Here is a 21,288-nt window from a genome sequence, read left to right on the forward strand (position 1 = left end):
GACAGTTATGATCAGAAATACCATTTGGATCATCAGCCGGTGGTTGCCAAAGTAGTGCTCAATTGATCCATGTGTTTATAAAATCCAAAGAAACGGAAAACCGCCTTTTTTACAGAGGCGGTTTTTTTGTTGGCAATGTTTTGGGGTCTAAATTCTAAAGGTTATCAAGTCGGGTAGGAATGAGTTTGCAGAATAAATGTAGAATTTTTTTGTGAGGTGCTTGGAATTCTCACGTGAGAACTGCAGTTTTGTTATCTTGATACCAGCGCATGAAAAAGACCATTACCATTAAAGATATCGCTCATGAATTAGGCGTACATCACACCACTGTTTCGCTGGCCTTGCGCAACAGTAAGTCCATTCGCGAAGAAACCCGCAAAAAGGTTTGGGATAAAGCGGCAGAGATGGGCTATCGACCCAATCGTTTGGCGCAGGGATTTCGAAACAGACGGAGCAATACCATAGGCGTATTGGTACCCAATATTCAGCACCATTTTTTTGCCAAATTTATCTCCGAGGTGTCCGAAAGAGCCAGCCAGTCAGGATATTCCGTTATGGTTTTTCAGTCCAATGAGCAAGAAGCCACCGAGAAGCGAAATGTTGAAGCCTTAATTGACAACCGGGTGGCCGGAGTAATGGCCTCTGTGTCGAAGGAAACCACTACAGGAGCACATTTTGACGCCTTCAAACAAGAGGATATTCCTTTGGTGTTTTTCGACCGGGTACCTGCTCAGGAAGCGGTTCCAAAGGTTGTTGTTGATAACCATCAGGGGGCTTACGAAGCGGTAAAGCTCATAAGCAGCAAGAATAAAAAGCGAATTGCATTCATTACTGGCTCCATTGAACTCAATGTTTATCAGGAGCGTCTGGAAGGCTACAAACAAGCGTTGCTTGATGTTGGTCTGGAATTTCAGGAAGAGCTATTGGTTCGCGGCGATTTTTTCATGAAAGATGGAATGGACGGAGCGAAAAAGTTGATGGCATTATCCCGAAAGCCGGATGCTATTTTGGCTGTTGGTGATGACGTTGGCATTGGAGCGATTAAATACTTGAAAGGCGCCGGATTCAGGGTTCCTGAAGATGTGGCTGTGGTGGGCTTTGATAATGATCCAATGGGAGTTGCCATTGATCCGGAGTTGACTACGGTGAGCCAGCCGATTGAGCTGATGGCAGACGTTTCGTGGCAAATGTTGCTGGCGAAAATCGACGCTTCAGAAACGCGAGTGGAAGAACAAATTTTACCGGCATCCATTTTAAGAAGACAATCGTGTTAAACGAAATCTAAAATAGAAACTATTAATCGAGAAACTCACTAAATAAAACTATGAAAATCAATCACCTGCTTATTGTGTTGCTCCTTCTGAGCTCTTGTGTACAACAAATTGATCCTCCTAAACCCTATGGGCCTGTGCCAAGCAAGGGACAGTTGCAATGGCATGAAATGGAATATTTCAGCCTTGTTTGTTATGGACTGAATACCTATACTGAAGAGGAATGGGCCTATGGCGATGTCGATCCCCAGATGTTTAATCCTTCAGACCTGGATACCGACCAGTGGGCCCGGGTAGCCAGTGAGGCAGGCATGAAAGGACTGATTTTAGTGGCTAAACATCACGATGGTTTTTGTTTGTGGCCCAGCAAGTATACCGACTATTCCGTGAAAGCCACCCCTTGGAAAGACGGCAAAGGCGATGTGCTGGACGACTTGTCAAAATCATGTAAAAAGTATGGATTAAAACTGGGGGTTTACCTGTCTCCTTGGGATCGAAATCATGCAGAATACGGGCGTCCGGAGTATGTTCACTATTTTTACAGGCAGCTGGAAGAACTGATGACTGAATATGGAGAGATCTTCGAGTTCTGGATTGACGGCGCCAGTGGTGGTACCGGCTATTACGGTGGAGCCAACGAACTGCGAAACATCGATCGTAGAACCTATTATGGCTACGATAGTATCTTTTCCATTGTTCAGAAACACCAGCCGAATGCGGTAATCTTTAGCGATGTGGGCCCGGGAGTTCGCTGGGTTGGAAACGAAGCGGGCATCGGTAGCGAAACCAACTGGAATACAATTAGCACAGCAGGTAAATTTCCCGGAGAGGGAAATCAGGAGTATACGAAAAAGCTGGGAACAGGTGATCCCGACGGAAACGAGTGGATTCCGGCAGAGGTGAACACCACTTTGCTGTGGCCCAAAGCATGGTATTTTCACACCGGACATCAGCCAAGAAGTTTAGCCAATTTGATGGATTTGTACTATACCTCCATTGGTCGGGGGTCGTCTTTGGATTTAGGATTGGCAATTGCACCAACCGGGCAAATTCGAGATGTTGATGCGCAAGCTTTACTGAAATTCAGGGAGCAGGTCAACCGGGAATTTGCGGTTAACCTGGCTGAAAATGCTACCCTTACTGCAAGTGACCACCGGGGAGGACAGGCCGAATTTGCAGCTGACCGATGTGTGGACGAGAGTACCGAGAGCTACTGGGCAACCAATGATAGCATCCAACAAGCTACACTTACCATTGATTTTGGGCAGGAAACAACCCTGAACCGGTTATTGCTTCAGGAGTATATCCGCCTGGGGCAACGGGTATGTGCATTCACGGTGGAGTATGAAGACAATGGGAACTACAAGCCTTTGACACAGGGAACAACCATTGGCTATAAGCGGATTCTGCGTTTTGATGATGTAACAACATCCAGGCTGCGCTTGACTTTGGAAACGGAAGCTCCTTGCTTAACCCTTTCCAATTTGGGAATTTACTGCGCCCCTCGTTTGGTTGCCGATCCTGTGGCACGGTTCGATATTCAGGGAAACCTGAGTTTTGAAGCCGTTGAAGGAATTTCTGTTTTTTATGCGCTTGGAGAAGAACCCCAATCAACGGATTTTCAAAAATACGAAGGCCCGGTAAAGCTGCCTTTAGGAGGAAAAGTACATGCTTATGCCCAGGATGAAGCCACCGGTTTCAAAACGGATTTAATGATCACCGAATTTGGGGTGCCTAAAGCACAGTGGAACGTGGTTTCTGTGGACGGCCGGAAGGAGGCCAGTTCGGCAAAAGCGATTGATAATGATTCCAAAACCTTTTGGTTAGCTGAAAGTAAACATGCTCATCCGCATGGAATTGTATTGGATTTAGGAACGAATTTAACGCTGGATGGCTTTTCCTATTTACCCCGTCAGGATGGTGAAAAGGCTGGGATTATTTATGAATATGCTTGCTATGTAAGCACGGATGGCAAAAGCTGGGGAGAACCGAAGGCAATCGGAACATTCAGTAATATTGAAAATAACCCCATTCGTCGGCGGATAAAATTTAAGCATGCCATTGAAGGACGATTTGTTAAACTGGTATCCAGATCGGATGTCCGGCAAACTGGCCTGGCTTCCTTTGCTGAAGTTGAGGTATTTGTTATTGGTACCAAATCATAAACAAAAAACGATGAAATCACGAAGTGTATTTTCTTTATTAATGGCCGGATTAATCTTGTTGGGATGTGGTGGCAGTTCTACTTCAGACTACTCCCAAAGGATTGACGATAGTGTTAGAGCAGAACAAATTAAAGAGATGAAGTTCGGCATGTTTATCTGCTGGTCGTTCAGTACCTTTTATGGAAGTGAGTGGACACCAACATTGGATAAAGATGCTTCTTTTTTTCAAGCTTCGGGCTGTGACACCGACCAGTGGTGTAAGGTAGCTAAAGAAGCCGGAATGGGATATATCCTTTTTCTGGCTAAGCATCATGATGGATTTTGTTTGTGGGATACAGAAACCACGGATAAAAAAGTGACCAACAGTCCGCTGGGGGTTGATGTGTTGGCTAAACTTCAAAAATCGTGTGATAAATACGGCATACAACTGGCACTCTATTTTTCTGAAGGTGACTGGAACTGGCCCGGAGCCGAAGATGGAGGCTGGATGAAAGGTGGTACTAACCCGGAAATGAAAAAGGCACAATTGAAAGAGCTTTGTACTCAATATGGCCCCATCGAGTTTTTCTGGATGGATCATGCCGTTGGAGATGGAGGCTTATCGCACAAAGAAACTGTTGATTTTATTCATCAGTTTCAACCCAACTGCTTCATTGGTTTTAATACTGGAGAAACCGCCGGCCGTTTAAACCTTCGTGAGCGTGGAAAACCAGGAGTTATCGGAGACAAATCGACGGTATGGAATGAGCACCACCTCAAAGATAGTTATGACGATTTTTTAGTGGCTGAATTTACCTATCCCATCCTTCCCAAGCATCAAGGTGGGGCCGACTGGTTTTATTCCTTGCCCAAGCATGATAAGCTATGCAAGCCAGCTGAAGATCTGTATGAAGACTATAGGGGAGCTGTTGAATATGGAAATATCTTTTCCATTAATGTTGGGCCAAACTATGAAGGAAAGATTCGAGAAGTAGACGTTGAAACACTTCAGAAAGTTGGAAAGTATATCTCTGGTGAACTAAAACTGTCGGAGAGAGACTAAGTTTAGCTATTCACAAGTTCTAGTTTTATGAGAAATGCATTTTGATGTCCTTGCGTTTGGTTTTTGGTGGAGCTTTCCGACCGATTATCAAAGGCAAGGATTTTTTATTTAATTTTGGATCTTAGCGAAATCGCTTGCCTTTGACCAGCATTTCGTAAACAAGCGTAAAAAAACACAATTAAACCATGATCAACCTCGTCAAACTAATTGCCGGAACATCCTTGTTGTTGTCGGGAAATCTCGTTCAAGCCAGGCAAGCTAAGCCTGAAAAGGCTGCAACTCCCAATATCGTATTCGTTATGTGCGATGATTTGGGGTGGGGAGATATAGGTTTTAACGGGAATGAAATAATAAAAACACCCAACCTGGATATGCTGGCTGGGAAAGGAATCACCTTTAATCGTTTTTATGCTGCTTCAGCGGTGTGTTCGCCAACGCGGGCGAGTTGTTTAACCGGCAGAAACCCATATCGTCTTGGAATTCCAAATGCAAACTCAGGACATCTAAAAACAGAAGAAATTACATTGCCCGAGCTGCTTAAGCAGAAAGGCTATGCAACCGGCCACTTTGGGAAATGGCATTTAGGAACTTTAACGACTCAAGTGAAAGATGCTAATCGCGGCCGTCCCGGCGATTCAACGCATTATAGTATTCCCAGCATGCATGGTTACGATACTTATTTTGTAACCGAATCGAAGGTGCCAACCTACGATCCGATGTTAAAACCGGCCACTTTTGATACCGAAAAAGGAGAAAGTTTGCGGTATGGCTGGAAAGCAATTGAAGATAAAAGCACTGCAGAATTATTTGAAACATTTTACTGGATAGGCGAAGAGACCAGTGAAACGGAAAACCTGGATGGAGACGATTCAAAAATCATTGTTGACCGGGCGATCCCTTTTATTGAAAACTCCTTAGAAAAGGGGCAACCTTTCTTTTCGGTGATTTGGATACATACGCCGCACTTGCCGGTGGTGGCCAGCGAAGAAATAATGAACGAGTATGGTGCGTATTCCTACCGGGAACAACTGTATTATGCCACAATTTCCGCAATGGACCAACAGATGGGACGCTTGTGGGAAAAGCTGGAGGAGCTGGGAGAAGCCGAAAACACCCTGATTTGGTTTTGCAGTGATAATGGCCCCGAGCTGCGTACGCCCGGAAGTGCCGGACCTTATCGGGGGCGTAAGCGCGATTTGTACGAAGGAGGAGTTCGAGTACCCGCATTCTGTGTTTGGCCTCAGGGAATTGAAGCTGGACAAAAAACCGATTTTCCTTGTTTTACCAGCGATTACTTGCCAACTGTAGTCGACCTGCTGGAACTGAATTTTCCGGATGAAAGACCAATCGACGGAATAAGCCTGACAGAGGTCTTGAAAGGGAAGAAAGCAGAGCGCGAAAAGCCCATGGGATTTCGGTACCTGGAAAGATTGTCATGGGTAACGCAAGAGTACAAACTGATTAGTACCGACAATGGAAAAACCTTTGAGTTATATCATTTGCTGAATGACCCGGGAGAGCAGAATAATATTATGGCACAAAATTCAGAACTGGCAGCTCAAATGAAAGCCGACTTGATGGATTGGCTGGAATCTTGCCAAAAATCTGAGAATGGAGAAGATTACGAAATAGAGCCTGAGAAATAGGAAATGTGCCTGGGCTAAAGCATTCATACAGCAGCAGGATGATATTCCTTGCGAGTTCAGAGAAAACGATTGAAAAATAAAACGATAAACGAATGAGATTCAGATTTGATCTAATGGCTGCTGCGCTCGGTGTTCTTTCGGCTTGCACCGGAAAGCAAGTGCCAGAAGAAAAGCCCAACATTCTTTTTATTTTAAGTGATGACCATACTTCACAGGCGTGGGGTATTTACGGCGGAATTTTAAAGGATTATGTGCATGCGCCCAATATCGGCAGGCTGGCAAATGAAGGTGTGGTGCTTGACAATTGCTTTTGCACCAACTCCATTTGCACACCAAGTCGTGCCACCATTTTAACCGGACAGTACAGTCATCATAACGGAGTTTATACGCTCGCCAATGCCTTGAATCCGGACAGTATGAACATTGCCAAAGTGTTGCAAGGAAATGGCTACCAAACGGCCATTATTGGGAAGTGGCACCTGAAAAAACAACCGGCCGGCTTTGACTATTTTAATGTTTTGCCAGGGCAGGGAAGGTACTGGAACCCGATTCTGAAAACCAAGGATAACTGGGAAGACGGCTATGGTGGCGGGAAAGAGTATGAAGGATTTTCGACCGATGTGATTGCTGATTTGAGTATCGACTGGATGAAAAAGAGGGACAAGACCAAGCCCTTTATGATGATGTGTCACTTTAAAGCAACGCACGAACCTTTTGATTTTCCCGATCGCTATAAAAATCTGCTGGATGGTGTTGAACTGCCGGAGCCGGAGAGCCTTTACGATTCAGGGCCTGAAACCACAGGCCGAACATTCAAAGGACAGGTTCTGGAAAACCTTCGAGATCGTTACCTCGATAATACCAAAAATCCCAACTACTGGGCGCAGTATCCAGAGTTGCCATTTTCGGTGGATGGCCTGGATGCCAGGGAACAACGCAAAAAGACCTATCAGAAGTTAGTGAAAGACTTCATTCGCAGTGGTGCCGCCATTGATGACAACATTGGCAAGCTGCTCGACTTCCTTGAAGAAGAAGGGATTGCAGACAATACGGTTGTTATCTACACGGCCGATCAGGGCTACTTTTTGGGAGAGCATGGTTTCTTTGATAAACGACTGATTTATGAGGAATCCCTGCGAATGCCTTTTGTAATTCGTTACCCCAAAGAATTTAATGGCGGTCGACGCATTGATGATATTATTTTGAACATTGATTTTGCGGCTTTGCTGGCCGATTATGCTAATGTTGAAAAGCCTGATTTTATTGAAGGAAGAAGTTTCCGGAACAACCTGAAAGGGGAGACTCCTGAAGACTGGCGAAAATCGATGTATTACCGGTACTGGTTGCATCTGGTGGATCGTCCCGGACATTTCGGTATTCGGAATGAGCGGTATAAGCTGGCCTTTTTCTATGGTCAACCGCTGGACATGGCGGGAGCGCAGCAAGAAACGACAGAACCGGCCTGGGAGTTTTACGATCTTCAGAAAGATCCGCATGAAAACGACAATGCCTACCATGATCCTGCTTATGCCGGAATTATAAAGGAAATGAAAGAGGAGCTTATTTTGCTTCGGAAAGAAGTTGGCGACTCGGATGAGTCTTATCCTGTAATGAGGGAGCTTGTAGAAACACACTGGAATAATTAAAATTCACGCCTTATTCCGAAGACATTATCCTAAGGTAGCAGGCCGAAGCGATGAAGAGTTGCCGGTTGCTAAATGTAGAATATTTAAATAGATACGATTTCTAGTTTAAACCAATAAACAGTTAATGATGAATATAAACCTTAGCCAATCAATTGGTCTTTTTTCGATTGCCGGACTGGGGCTGGCAGCTTGCAGCCAACCGGCCGCAGAGAAACCCAAGACCAAGCCGAATATTGTGTACATTATGAGTGATGATCATGCCTATCAAGCCATCAGCGCATACGGGCATGGGCTCAATAAAACGCCGAACATTGACCGGATTGCAGAGCAGGGAGCCATTTTTACCCGGGGGTTTGTCTCCAACTCCATTTGTGCGCCGAGCCGGGCGGTTATGCTTACCGGCAAGCACAGTTTTGTCAACGGAAAGGTGGACAATGTGCAGCCATTCGATTGGAACCAGATGAGCTTCCCGAAATTGTTGCAACAAAATGGTTATCAAACGGCTCTGATTGGAAAAATTCACCTGGATGGATTGCCGCAGGGCTTTGATTATTCGGCGGTGTTGCCGGGGCAGGGCCATTATTACAATCCGGATTTCATCATTAATGGTGAGAAAAAACGCCTGGATGGCTATGTGACGGATTTAACCACCGAAATGTCGTTGAAATGGCTGAAAGAGCGCGATCCGGAAAAACCCTTCTGCTTGCTCTACCATCAAAAGGCCCCGCATCGCGAGTGGTTGCCGGCCGAGCGTCACTACAAGGAATACACTGGGATGACCTTTAAGGAGCCCGAAACGCTTTTTGATGATTACAAAGGGCGTGGAACGGCTGCCAAAGAGCAGGAAATGAATGTGCTGAAGGATATGAACTGGGCCGGCGACTCCAAAATACGGCCCGAGGTGATGGATGAGCTGGGCATTCCTCAGACCCTGACCTGGGACAAAGCGGCTTATACCAACAATCTGGGCCGAATGGATGAGCAGCAACGGGCTGCCTGGGATGCAGTGTACGATCCGATTGTGGAAGACTTTGCCCGCAAATATCCAAGCATGAATGAAAAGGAGCTGATGCAATGGCGCTTTCAGCGATACATGCAGGATTACCTGGGGTGTATTGCATCAGTGGATGAGGGAGTTGGCCAGTTGCTCGATTTTCTGGAAGAAAACGGATTGGCTGAAAATACCATTGTGGTGTACACCTCCGATCAGGGCTTTTACCTGGGCGAGCATGGCTGGTTCGACAAGCGGTTTATGTACGAAGAATCGTTTCGGACGCCTTTGCTGATGATGTATCCTCCGGAAATTGAGCCGGGCACCGTGGTGGACGAGTTGGTTCAGAACATTGATTTTGCCCCAACATTTCTGGATTATGCCGGTGTTGATATTCCGCAGGATGTGCAAGGTGAATCCTTCCGCAGGTTGGTTAGTGGCGAAAGCTCGGTATGGCGCGATGCCATTTATTACACCTATTACGAATACCCTTCCATTCATATGGTGAAACGCCATTATGGGGTGCGGACCGACCGGTACAAACTGATTCATTTTTACTATGATATTGATGAGTGGGAATTGTATGACCTCGAAAACGATCCGCAGGAAATGACCAATGTTTATGACGATCCGGCCTATGCCGATGTGAAGCAGATGATGCATGAACGCTTAACCGAACTGCGCGAAAAATATGGCGACAGCGATGCCAATGATCAGCGTTTCCTGAAAGCGTACCTCGATGTGGTGAACAACTAACCGGAACCCTGCGGCTTGGAGGTGAGCAGACTCGGAAACGTCCTCCACGCAGGCGGAAACCTCCAAGTCAGAGGCGGAAGGTTTCTCCATGCAGGCGGAAGCATTTCTAATAGTACAAAAAAGAGGCTGCTCACCTAAAGTTGTGAGCAGCCTCTTTGGTATGTATTGGCTTGCGTTTGTTAGCGTACAAACAGTAGTTCGCGGTACTTGGGCAGTGGCCAAAGCTCATTGTCTACGGTTAGTTCCAGCTTGTCAATATGATACCGAATGTCATTGAGGTAAGGGCGTACGGTATTGTCATAAGCCTTAGCTTTGTCAACGCTATTTTCAATCACATTGGCAACTTTGCGGGCTTCCACCATCTCTTTCACCTTGGCTTTAATGGCCGATATGTGACCCCCAATTTCCCGGATCAGTTCTTTGCGGGCATGAGCAAGCTCCTCAAATTCTTCAGGAGAAAAAACGTCCTTTAGGTTCTTGACGTTCTTAAGCAACGTGGTTTGGTACTGAACGGCTGTTGGTACAATGTGGTTGATGGCCAGATCGCCCAGCACACGTGCTTCAATCTGCACTTTCATGGTAAACTTTTCGTATTCCACCTCGGTACGCCCTTCCAGTTCTTTTTTCGAAAGAACTTCCTGCGAGGCAAACAGCTGTTTGGTCTGTTTGGACAGGTAAGCCGCTAGGGCTTCGGGTACGCTGTTGATATTGGTTAAGCCACGTTTTTTGGCTTCAGCTAGCCAGTTATCACTGTAGCCATCGCCACCAAAACGAATGGGTTTCGATTCAATAATTAGCTTTTTCAGAACCTGAAAGATGGCTTCATCTTTTTTGATCCCTTTTTCGATGAGGGTATCCACCTCTGTTTTGAATTTCTCAAGTTGGGCAGCCACAGCGGTGTTGAGGGCAATTAACGATGAGGCACAATTGGCCGATGAGCCAACAGCCCGGAACTCAAATCGGTTACCGGTAAAGGCGAAGGGCGAGGTGCGGTTGCGGTCGGTGTTGTCCAGAATAATTTCTGGAATCCGGCCAATGTTCAGCTTCAAGGCTGTTTTTTCGTCTGGTGTCATTTTGCGGTCAACAACGGCTTCTTCCATCAAGTCAAGCATCTTGCTCACTTCTGTTCCCAGAAAAACGGAGAGAATGGAAGGAGGTGCTTCGTTGGCTCCCAGCCGGTGCGAGTTGGAATCAGACACGATGCTGGCACGGAACAAATCCTGATGATCATACACGGCTTTCATGGCATTAACCACAAAGGTGAGGAACTGCAGGTTGCTCTTCGGATTTTTCCCCGGAGAGTATAAGTTAACACCCGTATCGGTAGTTAGCGACCAGTTGTTGTGTTTGCCCGAACCATTGATTCCTGCAAATGGTTTTTCATGGAATAAGACCTTGAAACTGTGGCGACGGGCTACCTTTTTCATAATGTCCATCAGCAGTTGGTTGTGGTCGTTTGCCAAATTCGCTTCTTCGTAGATGGGAGCTGCCTCGAATTGGTTAGGTGCCACCTCATTGTGACGGGTTTTTAGTGGAATGCCGAGCTTGTAAGCTTCGTTTTCCAGGTCTTCCATGTAGCGGTAAACCCGGGTTGGAATCGAACCAAAATAGTGGTCGTCCAGTTGTTGATCTTTTGAAGATGCATGTCCCATGAGGGTTCGTCCGGTTAAAACAAGGTCGGGGCGGGCAGCGAAGAGCGCTTCATCGATTAAGAAATACTCTTGCTCGCATCCCAGGTTGGCATTTACCCTGGTTACATTCTTGTCAAAGTACTGACAAACAGCTGTAGCCGTTTTGTCAATCGCAAGTAATGACTTGAGTAAAGGGGTTTTGTAGTCGAGTGCCTCGCCGGTGAATGAGATAAAGACTGTTGGGATACACAAGGTGCCATCAACAATAAATGCGGGCGATGAAGCATCCCAGGCGGTGTAGCCTCGTGCTTCAAATGTTTGGCGAATTCCACCACTTGGAAAGGACGAAGCATCCGGTTCTTGCTGTGAGAGCAGCTTCCCGCTAAAAGCTTCGACCACGCCACCATCTTCTCCATGTACAATAAAGGCATCGTGCTTCTCTGCTGTGCCATCAGTCAGTGGGTGAAACCAGTGTGTATAGTGCGTGGCGCCATTTTCAGTAGCCCAGGCTTTCATCCCTTGAGCCACCTGGTCTGCCATTTTCCGGTCTACTGCCCGGCCATGATCGATGGCATCACTAACGGCTTTATAAGCTTCCTTGGAAAGGTATTTTTTCATTTTGGGTCGATCAAAAACATTCATCCCAAAAAAATCGGAAGTCAGGTTGTGTTCTCTGACTACGTTAACTGGTTGCCGTTCGATAACTTTTTGCAGCGCTTTAAATCTGAAATGTGCCATGGTGAAATTCGTTTAATTAATATAATGCTATAGAGGGGCTCTACTGTTTTAATGAAAATCAAAAATAAGGATTTTTCAGGTGAAAATATCGTTTTTTTGAAATTTTGATCTTAATTATCGGTGGTGTATGTGTGCCTTTTGTTATTTTTTGAGAATGAGCTTGCCTTAAATTGGATGTTGTTCTGAAATAATTAATTTTTAGAGTTGATTTGATCCGGCAGCGGGAAGGCTCTTTTTTGTAGTGTGAGAGTTTCTGATATTCATAATTATTGATTTGTCGGCTCTTGTTATGCCTAGGGGTTGGCTTTGATGGTTGCTGGTCTGACGAGTTTTATTTTTGAAATGCCTTGCTTTGCATGTGGCAATATTTTTATTTTGGTGTATCATGCACCATTTAATACTTAAAGGGACTGATTGTTATGGGGAATAAAGAAGTAATTCAAAAGATAAAGGAAAGCCGGCATAATAAAATAAAATTTGCAGTGGCGGATATTGATGGGGTTTTGCGAGGGAAAACCATTAGCAAAGACAAGTTTCTGGAAGTGGCTGACGGAAAAATGGGCTTCTGCGATGTGGTTTTTGGTTGGGATTCCAGTGACAAAGTCTATGATAATGTGCAGACCACCGGTTGGCATACGGCCTATCCCGATGCGAAAGTTCAGCTCGATCTGGCGACTTACCGAACGGTTCCCTGGGATGGCGAGTTGCCTTTTCTTTTAGCCGATTTTAGTGGCGATCAAGGAGCAGGCAAAGCTGTTTGTCCGCGAAGCTTGTTGAGGCGGGTACAGCAAATGGCTTCCAACATGGGTTTTACGGGTGTTTTTTCCGAAGAATTTGAGTGGTTTAACTTTTTGGGAACGCCGAATGAGTTGGCAGCTAAGAAATATTCGGACTTACACCCTATTTCGCCTGGGATGTTTGGCTATTCCATGTTGCGTCCCAGTCAGTTTCAGTCTTACTTTAACGATTTGTTTAATGATTTGGAGCAATTTGATGTACCCTTGGAGAGTATTCATACCGAAACCGGGCCGGGCGTTTATGAAGCAGCTATTCGTTATGATAAAGTTTTGAAAGCAGCCGATAAGGCGGTTCTGTTTAAGAATAGCGTGAAGGAAATTGCTTATAGGCATGGAATTGTGGCCAGCTTTATGGCTAAGTGGAATGATGAACTTCCGGGATGTAGCGGACATATTCATCAAAGTTTATGGGATAGCGATCAGAAAAATAACCTGTTTTACTCCGGCAATCCAGAGGCACCCATGAGTGGGTTGATGGAAAGTTATCTGGCCGGGCAGCTGTATTGCATGCCTCTTCTTTTACCAATGTATGCGCCAACTGTGAATAGCTATAAGCGTTTGCGTGAAGGAGCCTGGGCTCCAATTACCGCAAGCTGGGGCTTCGACAACCGGACAACCGCTGTGCGGGTGATCAACGGGCAGGCGAAATCGACCCGGCTCGAAATGCGTTTGTCGGGATCCGATGCCAATCCGTATTTGGCCATGGCTGCATCATTGGCTTCCGGCTTGTATGGTATTCAGCATGAAATGAAATTAACTGCACCACCAACCACTGGCAATGAATATGCTCAGCATGAGCGGGAGCATTTACCTGCCAATTTGATGGATGCGACACGAGAAATGAAAGAGTCGGAGGTGGCCAATAGCTTGTTTGGCAGTGATTTCGTTGCTCACTTTACAGCAACTCGTGAGTGGGAGTGGCGTGAATTTATGCGTGCCGTAACCGATTGGGAAATAAAAAGGTATTTTGAAATTATCTAAAAACCCTGTTTCTGATTACTTTTGAGAAGTTCGGAAAAAAAGAAATGATTATGCAGACGCTCGATTATTTTCAAGTGATACGACGGGCATGGGAGGAATTTGATGACCGGCACGAAATCAAAGGGATTTTCGATGTCAGTGCCCATGTCTCGACCAACCAGGTGTATAAGATATCCTTTTATGAGAGGCAGCCTGTTTTTGCCAAGCTGACTGAATATGGGAATTTTGAACATTTTAAGGAAGATCATGTCATCATCAACAACCTGGCGAATAACCTGGAAGCTCCGTATGAGAACTTTTTAGCCCGGTCACTGGTCAAACGGAATGACCTGTATATTTACCGCTATTTTGAGCAGGATAAGTGCGCCTGGGTGGTTTTCTACAATCCCATTAAAATAAAATACAAGATGCCTCGCCGCTTGGAGGATAAGAATATTCGCAAGTTGGGGCGCGAGTTGGCCCGGTTTCATAAAGCCTGCTCCAATGTGAGTAACCAGTTGCCAAATGCATCGAAGACAGTCGTGACCGACATTCACCGTCTGATGCGGAATGTGGATACCGGCAAATTTTGTGGTAACGAACAACAAAAAGACCTGATTAAGCGGCAGTGTGATTTGTTTCTTTATCGGGCCGACAAGGTGAATTATTCAACGGAGATTGCAACCATTCCTGTTTTTGTTGATTGGAATATCGGGAATTTTTCGGTTAGTGGCGATGGCAAGTTTTATTCGCGTTGGGACTACGATTGGTTTAGGGAATCATCGCGCGTCATGGATTTCTACTTTTTCAGCCGGGTGGTCTCCGATGTGGGCGACCGCACTGTTTTTAGTTATAAAATTGATACGCTGATGGAGGATCGCTTCATTATGTTTTTGAAGGAATACCATCGTATTTTCCCGCTAAATGAGTCTGAGGTTCGTTTAATTAAAGAAGCGTACCGCTTTTTTATTCTGAATTATGTAGTCAAGGATGGAACCCATTTCTTCTTGCCCTCTTATGCTCGTAAATTGCAGAAAGAAGCCTATGACTTGTACATTCCGGCGATGGACGTAAACTACAGTGCGGATAAACTATTGAAAGCATTAAAACTATAAAGTTGTATGAAGACAAAAGATTTTAGAAGCGTTGTGACCAATTATAAAGCGGTCTTTTTTGATGCTTTCGGCGTTCTGAAAAATCATAAGGGGATTATTCCGGGAGTTGAGAATACCTTTGATTTTTTAGAAGAAAAAGGCATCGATTATTATGTGCTTACCAATGATGCTTCGCGAAGTCCGGAGGAGCTGGCCCGAATGTATCAAATAAATGGGATTCCGAGCATAACAACCGACAAAGTCATCTCATCGGGCATGTTGGCACACGACTGGCTGAAGCTGAAGATTAAAAAAGGAAGAGTTGCTTACCTGGGGACCGAGCAGTCGGCTCATTATATTGAGATGGCTGGTCTGAAAACCTTGCCGATCAGTCAGCTCGATCTGCAGGATGTGGATGATGTGAAATGCCTGGTTTTTCTGGATGATGAGGGGTTTGACTGGAATAACGACATTAATAAGGTGGTCAATTTACTACGGAAGAAAACCATGTCGGTGATTGTAGCCAATACCGATATTAATTACCCCTTAAACCGGACTGATATCGCGATAGCCATTGGTGGTATTTCCGATATGGTGGAGGAAATTCTGGGCCGGCACTTCATTCGGTTTGGAAAGCCCGATGCCCAGATGTTTATGTTTGCTTATGAAAAGGCTTGTAAAAAACAAGCGTTGAACCGCGATGATATCCTGATGGTTGGCGATACCCTGATAACAGATATTATGGGAGGCAATAAGTTCGGGATGGATACCATGTTGGTTTTGTCGGGAAATACCTTGCCGGAGAATGCTAAAATGAAAATACGCTCGACGGGAATTATCCCAACGTATGTGTGTGATTCGGTAGTCAGCTTCTAGTCCGAAATTAGTTTCTTGCAGATCTCATCCCTGTTTAAGCAGGCTGATGAAAGCGTTTAACTTTTCAAGGTACTAGTTGTTTAGGGCGTGGCCAGTTCGCACAAGGCGTCAACGAGCAACTGGTCTTTTTCCTGGCCTTGCGAAGCCACGCGAATATGGTATTGATCTAAGCCGACTTTGTTGCTACAGTCCCGCACATACAAGCCGTAGTCTTCAAGTAGCTTCATTTGAAGATCCAGCGCTTTTAGTCCAAATTCAATCTTTACCAGAATGAAATTGCTACCAGTGGGGTAGATTTTGTATCCGGTCAGGCTTTTAAGTTTTTGGTATAGCTTTTTAACATCTTGAATAACATGCATGCGGGTTTCGTGGTAAACTTCGTTTGTGTTTTTCAGTTGCAACAAGAAGTATTCGGCAATGGAGTTGATATTCCAAACCGGAAGGGCGTCCTTGATGGTTGTTAGAAAAAATGGGTTGGACGTGCAGATGTAGCCGAGGCGTAGGCCCGGAACACCGCAGTGTTTGCTCATGCTTCGCACGATGATCAGGTTGTTGAACTGGTCGGTCTCGTTTAGTAAGGTGGGGATCTTCTCATCGGCAAAGTCAATAAATGACTCATCCAGCAGGATTAGTTTCAGCTCCCTCATTTCGCATAAAAACCATCGGAGTTCTTCCAAACCCATGAGTTGCCCTGTCGGGTTTCCGGGATTGATGATCAGGGCTGAGCTGACTTTGTTTTCCTGAATCCAGCGGGCATAGTCGTGCAGGTCGAGCTGGTAGTCTTTCTTTGGATCTAACGGATAGAGTTTGGCGGAATCGGAACTGCGCAGCTTCTCAATATACTCACTAAAGGTTGGGATGGGAATGGCGATATCTTCGATCAGGTATTTTTCGATGATGGTGATTAGCTCGGTGGCTCCGTTTCCTAATAGTAGAGTTTCCGCGTTGAGTTGCAACACTTCGGCAAGGGTTTGTCGGGCTAGTTTGGGGTTGCTCGATGGGTAGGCCTTGATAATGTCGCTGAGTTTGGATTGCAGCTGGTTCAGCATTTCGTCGGTAGGGTAATAGGGATTGGCGATGAAACAGTAATCAATGACTTGACTGATCTGCTCTTCGCCAACAATATCGATTAAAGCTGGCGAATGACTCGTTTCTTCAAATAGCTGCCGGTTAATTTTTATTCGTTGTTGTTGCATGGTTTGAATTTTGAACCTCAAAAGTACGCAATCTGGTGTATGGTCGAAGCCCGGAAGCAAAAAAAAAAGCTGCCCGGGGAGGGCAGCTTTTTTTTGCGATTGTGTAAGCTTTACAGCTTGGCTACGGCTTTATGTGTTGTTTTGATGATGACAGCAGCAATTTTGTATGGATCACCGTTTGATGCAGGACGACGGTCTTCCAGGCGACCTTTCCAGCCATCTTCAACGGTTCCTACCGGAATACGAATTGAAGAGCCACGGTCAGAAACACCATAGCTGAAATCGGTAATGGCAGCTGTTTCGTGAAGGCCAGTTAAGCGTTGGTCGTTGTATGCTCCGTAAACATCAATGTGTTCTTTGATATGTTGTCCAAATTCTTCGCAAATGGCCATAAATATAGCTTTGTCGCCTTTGGTTCTCATGATACCGTTTGAGAAGTTTGCATGCATTCCTGAACCATTCCAATCCAGCTCTTTACCAAGTGGTTTTGGATGCCAGTCAACAACAATGCCATATTTCTCAGCTGTTCTTTCCAGGAAATAACGGGCAACCCAAATTTGATCGCCGGCATTGTGTGCTCCTTTAGCGAAAATCTGAAATTCCCACTGTCCGGCAGCAACTTCGGCATTGATTCCTTCTACATTCAACCCGGCTTCCAGGCAGATATCAAAGTGTTCCTCAACAATATCACGACCAAATGCTTTATCTCCTCCTACACCACAATAGTAAGGTCCTTGAGGAGCAGGATAACCATCAGCTGGGAATCCAAGTGGTTTGTTGGTTTTTGGATCCATTAAAAAATATTCTTGTTCGAAACCAAACCAAAAATCTTCGTCTTCTTCTTCGATATGAGCTCTACCATTGGATTCATGTGGGGTGCCATCAGGATTGAGCACCTCAGTCATTACAACATAAGCATTGTTGCGATCAGGGTCAGGAAAAATTGCAACTGGCTGTAATAGTAAGTCAGAGAGTCCGCCTGTTGCTTGCTGAGTTGATGATCCGTCAAACGACCATACAGGGCAGTCTTCCAATTTTCCACTGAAATTTTCTGCAATTCTCGTTTTGGCCCTTAAGCTCTGAGTTGGCTTGTATCCATCCAGCCAGATGTATTCCAATTTTGATTTCATCTTGTTACAATTTATAAGTTAACGATGTGTTTTTTCAATGATTTGATGTCAAAAGTAGAACGGGTAGTCAGAAATATAAATAAATGAGCAGCATTTTGTAAAAAAGTTAATATAAAGTTTACATAGGAGTTTGTTTTTTTAGGGATGCCCTGTTTTTGTCTAGGTGTTGTTTGAAAAAACAGCTATTTTATTCTGGAAGCTACCATTGAAATTGATATGTGGCTGTAAAAAATAGCTATGTTTCTGGGTGTGCACCCTCTGTGGTGAGGTGTTGGTGGTTGTTGTGGAAGTATGTCATACGCTTGGAGAGCAAAAAATATTTTGGTGATAGATAGTCCATTATTTCATCTCATTGCGTAATTTTAATTGTTTGTGCCGGACTGCTGGTGCAAGCTTACGGACAAATTTGTGTTAAATTGAAAGATGAAAACTTACAACTCGATAAATTTTATTCAAAATGAGAAACATTGACCGAAGAAAATTTTTGAAATCTTCCGGTTCGGCTGTCGCAGGAAGCATGTTGTTGCCTGCTTTTATTCAGTCGTGTCAGGGTAATCCCCTGTCGGATGAAATTCAGGCTTACCTGGATCATTTCGGAGTAGACCTTCATTTGTTGCAAAAAGTGACAGGCAAGGCGCTAAGCAAAGGCGGCGATTATGCCGACCTGTTTTTTGAGCACAAAACAATGAATGTTTTGGCTTTGGAGGACGGCAATGTGAACAGGGCTTTTTCCAATGTTGATTTTGGCGTAGGCATTCGGGTGTTGAAAGGCGATCAGACAGGTTTTGCCTATTCGGAAACCATTACTCCTGAAGCTTTGATGAAAGCAGCCAATACCGCGGCTAACATCGCCAGTGGGGCGAAGAATATTCCTGCTCAAGAGATTAGGGAGGCTTTCCCGGCCGATTATTATGCCATTAATCGCTCGTGGGAAGACGTTACCGTTCCGGAAAAAATTCCTTTTATTCAACGCTTAAACGGCCAGATATTTGAGTTGGATAGTCGTGTTTCCAAAGTGAATGCGAATTTGTCCGACGAGTCGGCCTATGTGTTATTTTATAGTTCAGAGGGCGTTATCAGCTATGATTATCGACCGCTGGTTAGCATCGGCGCTTTCTGTGTGATGGAGCAAAACGGGCAAATTGAAAATGGCTATAGCTCACGTTCGTTCCGCAAAGGATTCGAATTCTTGCAGGATGACTTGGTTGAGTTGGTGGCCAGGGAGGTGGTCGATCGTACCGCTTTGTTGTTTGAGGCTACCAAGCCCAAGGCCGGTGAAATGCCGGTGGTGATGGGCGCCGGTGGTTCTGGTATTTTGCTGCACGAAGCTATCGGACATACTTTTGAAGCGGACTTCAATCGTAAGGGGACTTCTATTTTTGCAGACAAAATGGGTAAGAAAGTGGCCGAAAGCTTTGTCAATATTATTGATGATGGCACTTTGCCTGAGAATCGCGGATCGCTTAATCGCGATGATGAGGGGAATCCTTCAGAAAAAACGTATCTGGTGAAAGACGGTGTTTTGAATAGTTATATCCACGATCGGATCAGTGCCCGGCATTACCAGGTAAATCCGACAGGAAATGGTCGACGGGAATCATTCCGACATGTTCCACTGCCTCGAATGCGGGCAACTTATATGGAAACGGGTCCTCATTCGCGCGAGGATATTATTACCAATGTGAAGCAGGGTATTTATGTGGATAACTTCAGTAACGGTCAGGTGAAAATTGGGGCTGGCGACTTTACCTTCTTTGTTAAATCGGGTTACCTGATTGAGAATGGTAAATTAACCCAGCCCATCAAGGATATCAATATCATCGGAAACGGGCCGCAAGCCTTGGCCGACATATCCATGTGTGCCGATGATTATTTGATTGACAACGGAACATGGACCTGCGGCAAAGGAGGACAATCGGTTCCGGTAACCTGCGGTCTGCCAACGGTTTTGGTTAATAAGTTAACGGTTGGTGGTATGAGTTAATGAAGTCGAATTCATAAGAAAAATGGTATAAAATGACACAAGAAGAAAAATATACACTGGCCAAGTGGGCCATGCAACACGCCTTGGATAGTGGTGCCGATGACGTCGGTATCATTATTTCAGAAAGTAAGAGCAGTAACGTCGATGTTCGGGAGCAAAAAATTGATACGCTAAAAGAAGCCATCCAAAGTAGTATGAGTGTGCGTTTGTTTGTCGAAAATAAGTACTCGGTGCACCGGACCAATCGGTTGGAAAAAAAAGAGCTGGCACGTTTTATCGAGCAAGCTATTGCCGGAACGAAATACTTGTCGCCTGATCCGTTTCGAAGCTTACCCGACCCGGAATTGTATTACAAAGGTGGAGAGCAGGATTTGAACACAGTTGATCCTTCTTATGACCAGCTTGATCCGAAGACCAAGGTGGAGCTGGCTTTTCAGGTGGAAAATGAAGTGTACAAAAAGGACGATCGGATTATATCTGTTACAGCAAGCTATTCGGATAGCACCAATAGCCGACTGATGATGACCAGCAATGGTTTTGAAGGAGAAACGGCCAACAGCAGTTTTAGCTTGTATGCTTCCGTGTCGGTTGATGGAGGTGATGCCCGCCCGAGTGAAGGCTGGAGCGAACGCGCGATCTTTTTCGATCAGCTGAAAAAATCGGAGGTGGGAACTACTGCGCTGAATCGGGCTTTGAAGAAAATAGGGCAGGAGAAAATTGCATCGGGGAAATACGACATGCTGGTTGAGAATCTGAGTGTGCCGCGTTTGTTTTCGCCCTTAATCAGTGCGTTGAATGGTTACAGTATTCAGCAGAAAAATTCTTTCTTGATTGACAAACTGGGCCAAAAAGTTGCATCGCCAAAGTTAACCCTGACCGATGATCCTTTCCTTCAGCGTGGACTGGGTTCTCACTTGTTTGATGGCGAAGGGCTGGCAGCGAAAAAACGACTGGTTTTTGATCAGGGAGTTTTGGGAACTTATTTTATTGATACCTATTACGCCAAGAAATTGGAAGTTGAGCCGACCACTGGCGAAACATCAAATTTAATTTTCGAGCAGGGCGATAAGAATTTGGATGAGCTGGTGAAAGGAACGAAAAAAGGAATTCTGGTTACCGGATTTAATGGCGGAAACACCAATGGATCAACGGGCGACTTCTCCTATGGAATTGATGGTTTCCTGGTTGAAGATGGCAAAATTGTTCGGCCGGTTTCTGAAATGAACATCAGTGGAAACATGAAAGATTTATGGGTGAGCCTGGCGGCAGTCGGCAACGATCCCAACCTGAATTCATCCTGGCAAACGCCATCTATGGTGTTTGAGGGGGTTGACTTTAGCGGAAGCTAAGTTTGCCCAAGGATTA

General features: G+C 45.2%; 14 protein-coding genes. 11 read left to right on the forward strand and 3 right to left on the reverse strand.

The window, feature by feature from the left end; genetic code table 11:
• Positions 1-269: 269 nt before the first annotated feature.
• The 6 genes from ACUNWA_RS00920 (at position 270) to ACUNWA_RS00945 (ending at position 9,517) form a co-directional block, all read left to right on the forward strand.
• Positions 270-1,274 carry a LacI family DNA-binding transcriptional regulator gene (locus ACUNWA_RS00920; protein WP_445589991.1) on the forward strand — a complete coding sequence of 335 codons (1,005 nt, stop codon included), beginning with the start codon at positions 270-272 and terminating at the stop codon, positions 1,272-1,274.
• Positions 1,275-1,324: 50 nt separating this feature from the next.
• Positions 1,325-3,436, forward strand: coding sequence for an alpha-L-fucosidase (locus ACUNWA_RS00925; protein WP_445589992.1), 2,112 nt, complete (start codon positions 1,325-1,327; stop codon positions 3,434-3,436).
• A gap of 10 nt (positions 3,437-3,446) precedes the next feature.
• Complete coding sequence (locus tag ACUNWA_RS00930) at positions 3,447-4,478, forward strand: alpha-L-fucosidase (protein ID WP_445589993.1); 1,032 nt, start codon at positions 3,447-3,449, stop codon at positions 4,476-4,478.
• Positions 4,479-4,663: 185 nt separating this feature from the next.
• Positions 4,664-6,124, forward strand: coding sequence for a sulfatase family protein (locus ACUNWA_RS00935; RefSeq protein WP_445589994.1), 1,461 nt, complete (start codon positions 4,664-4,666; stop codon positions 6,122-6,124).
• A 92-nt stretch (positions 6,125-6,216) separates the two neighbouring features.
• Positions 6,217-7,770, forward strand: a complete 1,554-nt coding sequence (locus tag ACUNWA_RS00940; protein ID WP_445589995.1) for a sulfatase family protein — start codon at positions 6,217-6,219, stop codon at positions 7,768-7,770.
• A gap of 124 nt (positions 7,771-7,894) precedes the next feature.
• Positions 7,895-9,517: a sulfatase family protein gene (locus ACUNWA_RS00945; RefSeq protein ID WP_445589996.1), complete on the forward strand. Its 1,623-nt coding sequence runs from the start codon at positions 7,895-7,897 to the stop codon at positions 9,515-9,517.
• A gap of 179 nt (positions 9,518-9,696) precedes the next feature.
• On the opposite strand, the gene ACUNWA_RS00950 is transcribed toward ACUNWA_RS00945, so the two are convergent.
• Positions 9,697-11,886, reverse strand: coding sequence for a glutamine synthetase III family protein (locus ACUNWA_RS00950; RefSeq protein ID WP_445589997.1), 2,190 nt, complete (start codon positions 11,884-11,886; stop codon positions 9,697-9,699).
• 419 nt (positions 11,887-12,305) lie between these two features.
• Here ACUNWA_RS00950 and ACUNWA_RS00955 point away from each other — a divergent pair, with 419 nt between their 5' ends.
• From ACUNWA_RS00955 to ACUNWA_RS00965, 3 genes are read left to right on the forward strand one after another with little or no spacing between them, the layout of a single operon-like run.
• Positions 12,306-13,664, forward strand: a complete 1,359-nt coding sequence (locus tag ACUNWA_RS00955; RefSeq protein WP_445589998.1) for a glutamine synthetase family protein — start codon at positions 12,306-12,308, stop codon at positions 13,662-13,664.
• A 50-nt stretch (positions 13,665-13,714) separates the two neighbouring features.
• Entirely contained in the window at positions 13,715-14,758 is a 1,044-nt protein-coding gene (locus ACUNWA_RS00960; protein WP_445589999.1) for a hypothetical protein, read from the forward strand.
• Positions 14,759-14,764: 6 nt separating this feature from the next.
• The gene (locus ACUNWA_RS00965; protein ID WP_445590000.1) at positions 14,765-15,613 is read left to right on the forward strand and encodes an HAD-IIA family hydrolase; all 849 of its coding nucleotides are present in this window, start codon (positions 14,765-14,767) and stop codon (positions 15,611-15,613) included.
• Positions 15,614-15,693: 80 nt separating this feature from the next.
• On the opposite strand, the gene ACUNWA_RS00970 is transcribed toward ACUNWA_RS00965, so the two are convergent.
• Together ACUNWA_RS00970 and ACUNWA_RS00975 are read right to left on the reverse strand one after the other, a co-directional pair.
• A complete protein-coding gene (locus ACUNWA_RS00970; protein WP_445590001.1) occupies positions 15,694-16,809 on the reverse strand; it encodes a pyridoxal phosphate-dependent aminotransferase in 1,116 nt (371 codons plus the stop codon).
• 110 nt (positions 16,810-16,919) lie between these two features.
• Positions 16,920-17,939, reverse strand: a complete 1,020-nt coding sequence (locus ACUNWA_RS00975) for a glutamine synthetase beta-grasp domain-containing protein (RefSeq protein ID WP_445590002.1) — start codon at positions 17,937-17,939, stop codon at positions 16,920-16,922.
• Positions 17,940-18,396: 457 nt separating this feature from the next.
• On the opposite strand from ACUNWA_RS00975, the gene ACUNWA_RS00980 reads away from it, so the two are divergent.
• Both ACUNWA_RS00980 and ACUNWA_RS00985 read left to right on the forward strand, forming a co-directional pair.
• Positions 18,397-19,923, forward strand: coding sequence for a TldD/PmbA family protein (locus ACUNWA_RS00980; RefSeq protein WP_445590003.1), 1,527 nt, complete (start codon positions 18,397-18,399; stop codon positions 19,921-19,923).
• A 32-nt stretch (positions 19,924-19,955) separates the two neighbouring features.
• Positions 19,956-21,272, forward strand: a complete 1,317-nt coding sequence (locus tag ACUNWA_RS00985; RefSeq protein ID WP_445590004.1) for a TldD/PmbA family protein — start codon at positions 19,956-19,958, stop codon at positions 21,270-21,272.
• Positions 21,273-21,288 lie beyond the last annotated feature (16 nt).

The sequence above is a fragment of the Sunxiuqinia sp. sy24 genome, assembly GCF_052677165.1.

Coding starts and splice junctions, on each gene's coding strand:
- ACUNWA_RS00920 (WP_445589991.1), top strand. CDS start 270: ATGAAAAAGACCATTACCATTAAAGATATCGCTCATGAATTAGGCGTA.
- ACUNWA_RS00925 (WP_445589992.1), top strand. CDS start 1,325: ATGAAAATCAATCACCTGCTTATTGTGTTGCTCCTTCTGAGCTCTTGT.
- ACUNWA_RS00930 (WP_445589993.1), top strand. CDS start 3,447: ATGAAATCACGAAGTGTATTTTCTTTATTAATGGCCGGATTAATCTTG.
- ACUNWA_RS00935 (WP_445589994.1), top strand. CDS start 4,664: ATGATCAACCTCGTCAAACTAATTGCCGGAACATCCTTGTTGTTGTCG.
- ACUNWA_RS00940 (WP_445589995.1), top strand. CDS start 6,217: ATGAGATTCAGATTTGATCTAATGGCTGCTGCGCTCGGTGTTCTTTCG.
- ACUNWA_RS00945 (WP_445589996.1), top strand. CDS start 7,895: ATGATGAATATAAACCTTAGCCAATCAATTGGTCTTTTTTCGATTGCC.
- ACUNWA_RS00950 (WP_445589997.1), bottom strand. CDS start 11,886: ATGGCACATTTCAGATTTAAAGCGCTGCAAAAAGTTATCGAACGGCAA.
- ACUNWA_RS00955 (WP_445589998.1), top strand. CDS start 12,306: ATGGGGAATAAAGAAGTAATTCAAAAGATAAAGGAAAGCCGGCATAAT.
- ACUNWA_RS00960 (WP_445589999.1), top strand. CDS start 13,715: ATGCAGACGCTCGATTATTTTCAAGTGATACGACGGGCATGGGAGGAA.
- ACUNWA_RS00965 (WP_445590000.1), top strand. CDS start 14,765: ATGAAGACAAAAGATTTTAGAAGCGTTGTGACCAATTATAAAGCGGTC.
- ACUNWA_RS00970 (WP_445590001.1), bottom strand. CDS start 16,809: ATGCAACAACAACGAATAAAAATTAACCGGCAGCTATTTGAAGAAACG.
- ACUNWA_RS00975 (WP_445590002.1), bottom strand. CDS start 17,939: ATGAAATCAAAATTGGAATACATCTGGCTGGATGGATACAAGCCAACT.
- ACUNWA_RS00980 (WP_445590003.1), top strand. CDS start 18,397: ATGAGAAACATTGACCGAAGAAAATTTTTGAAATCTTCCGGTTCGGCT.
- ACUNWA_RS00985 (WP_445590004.1), top strand. CDS start 19,956: ATGACACAAGAAGAAAAATATACACTGGCCAAGTGGGCCATGCAACAC.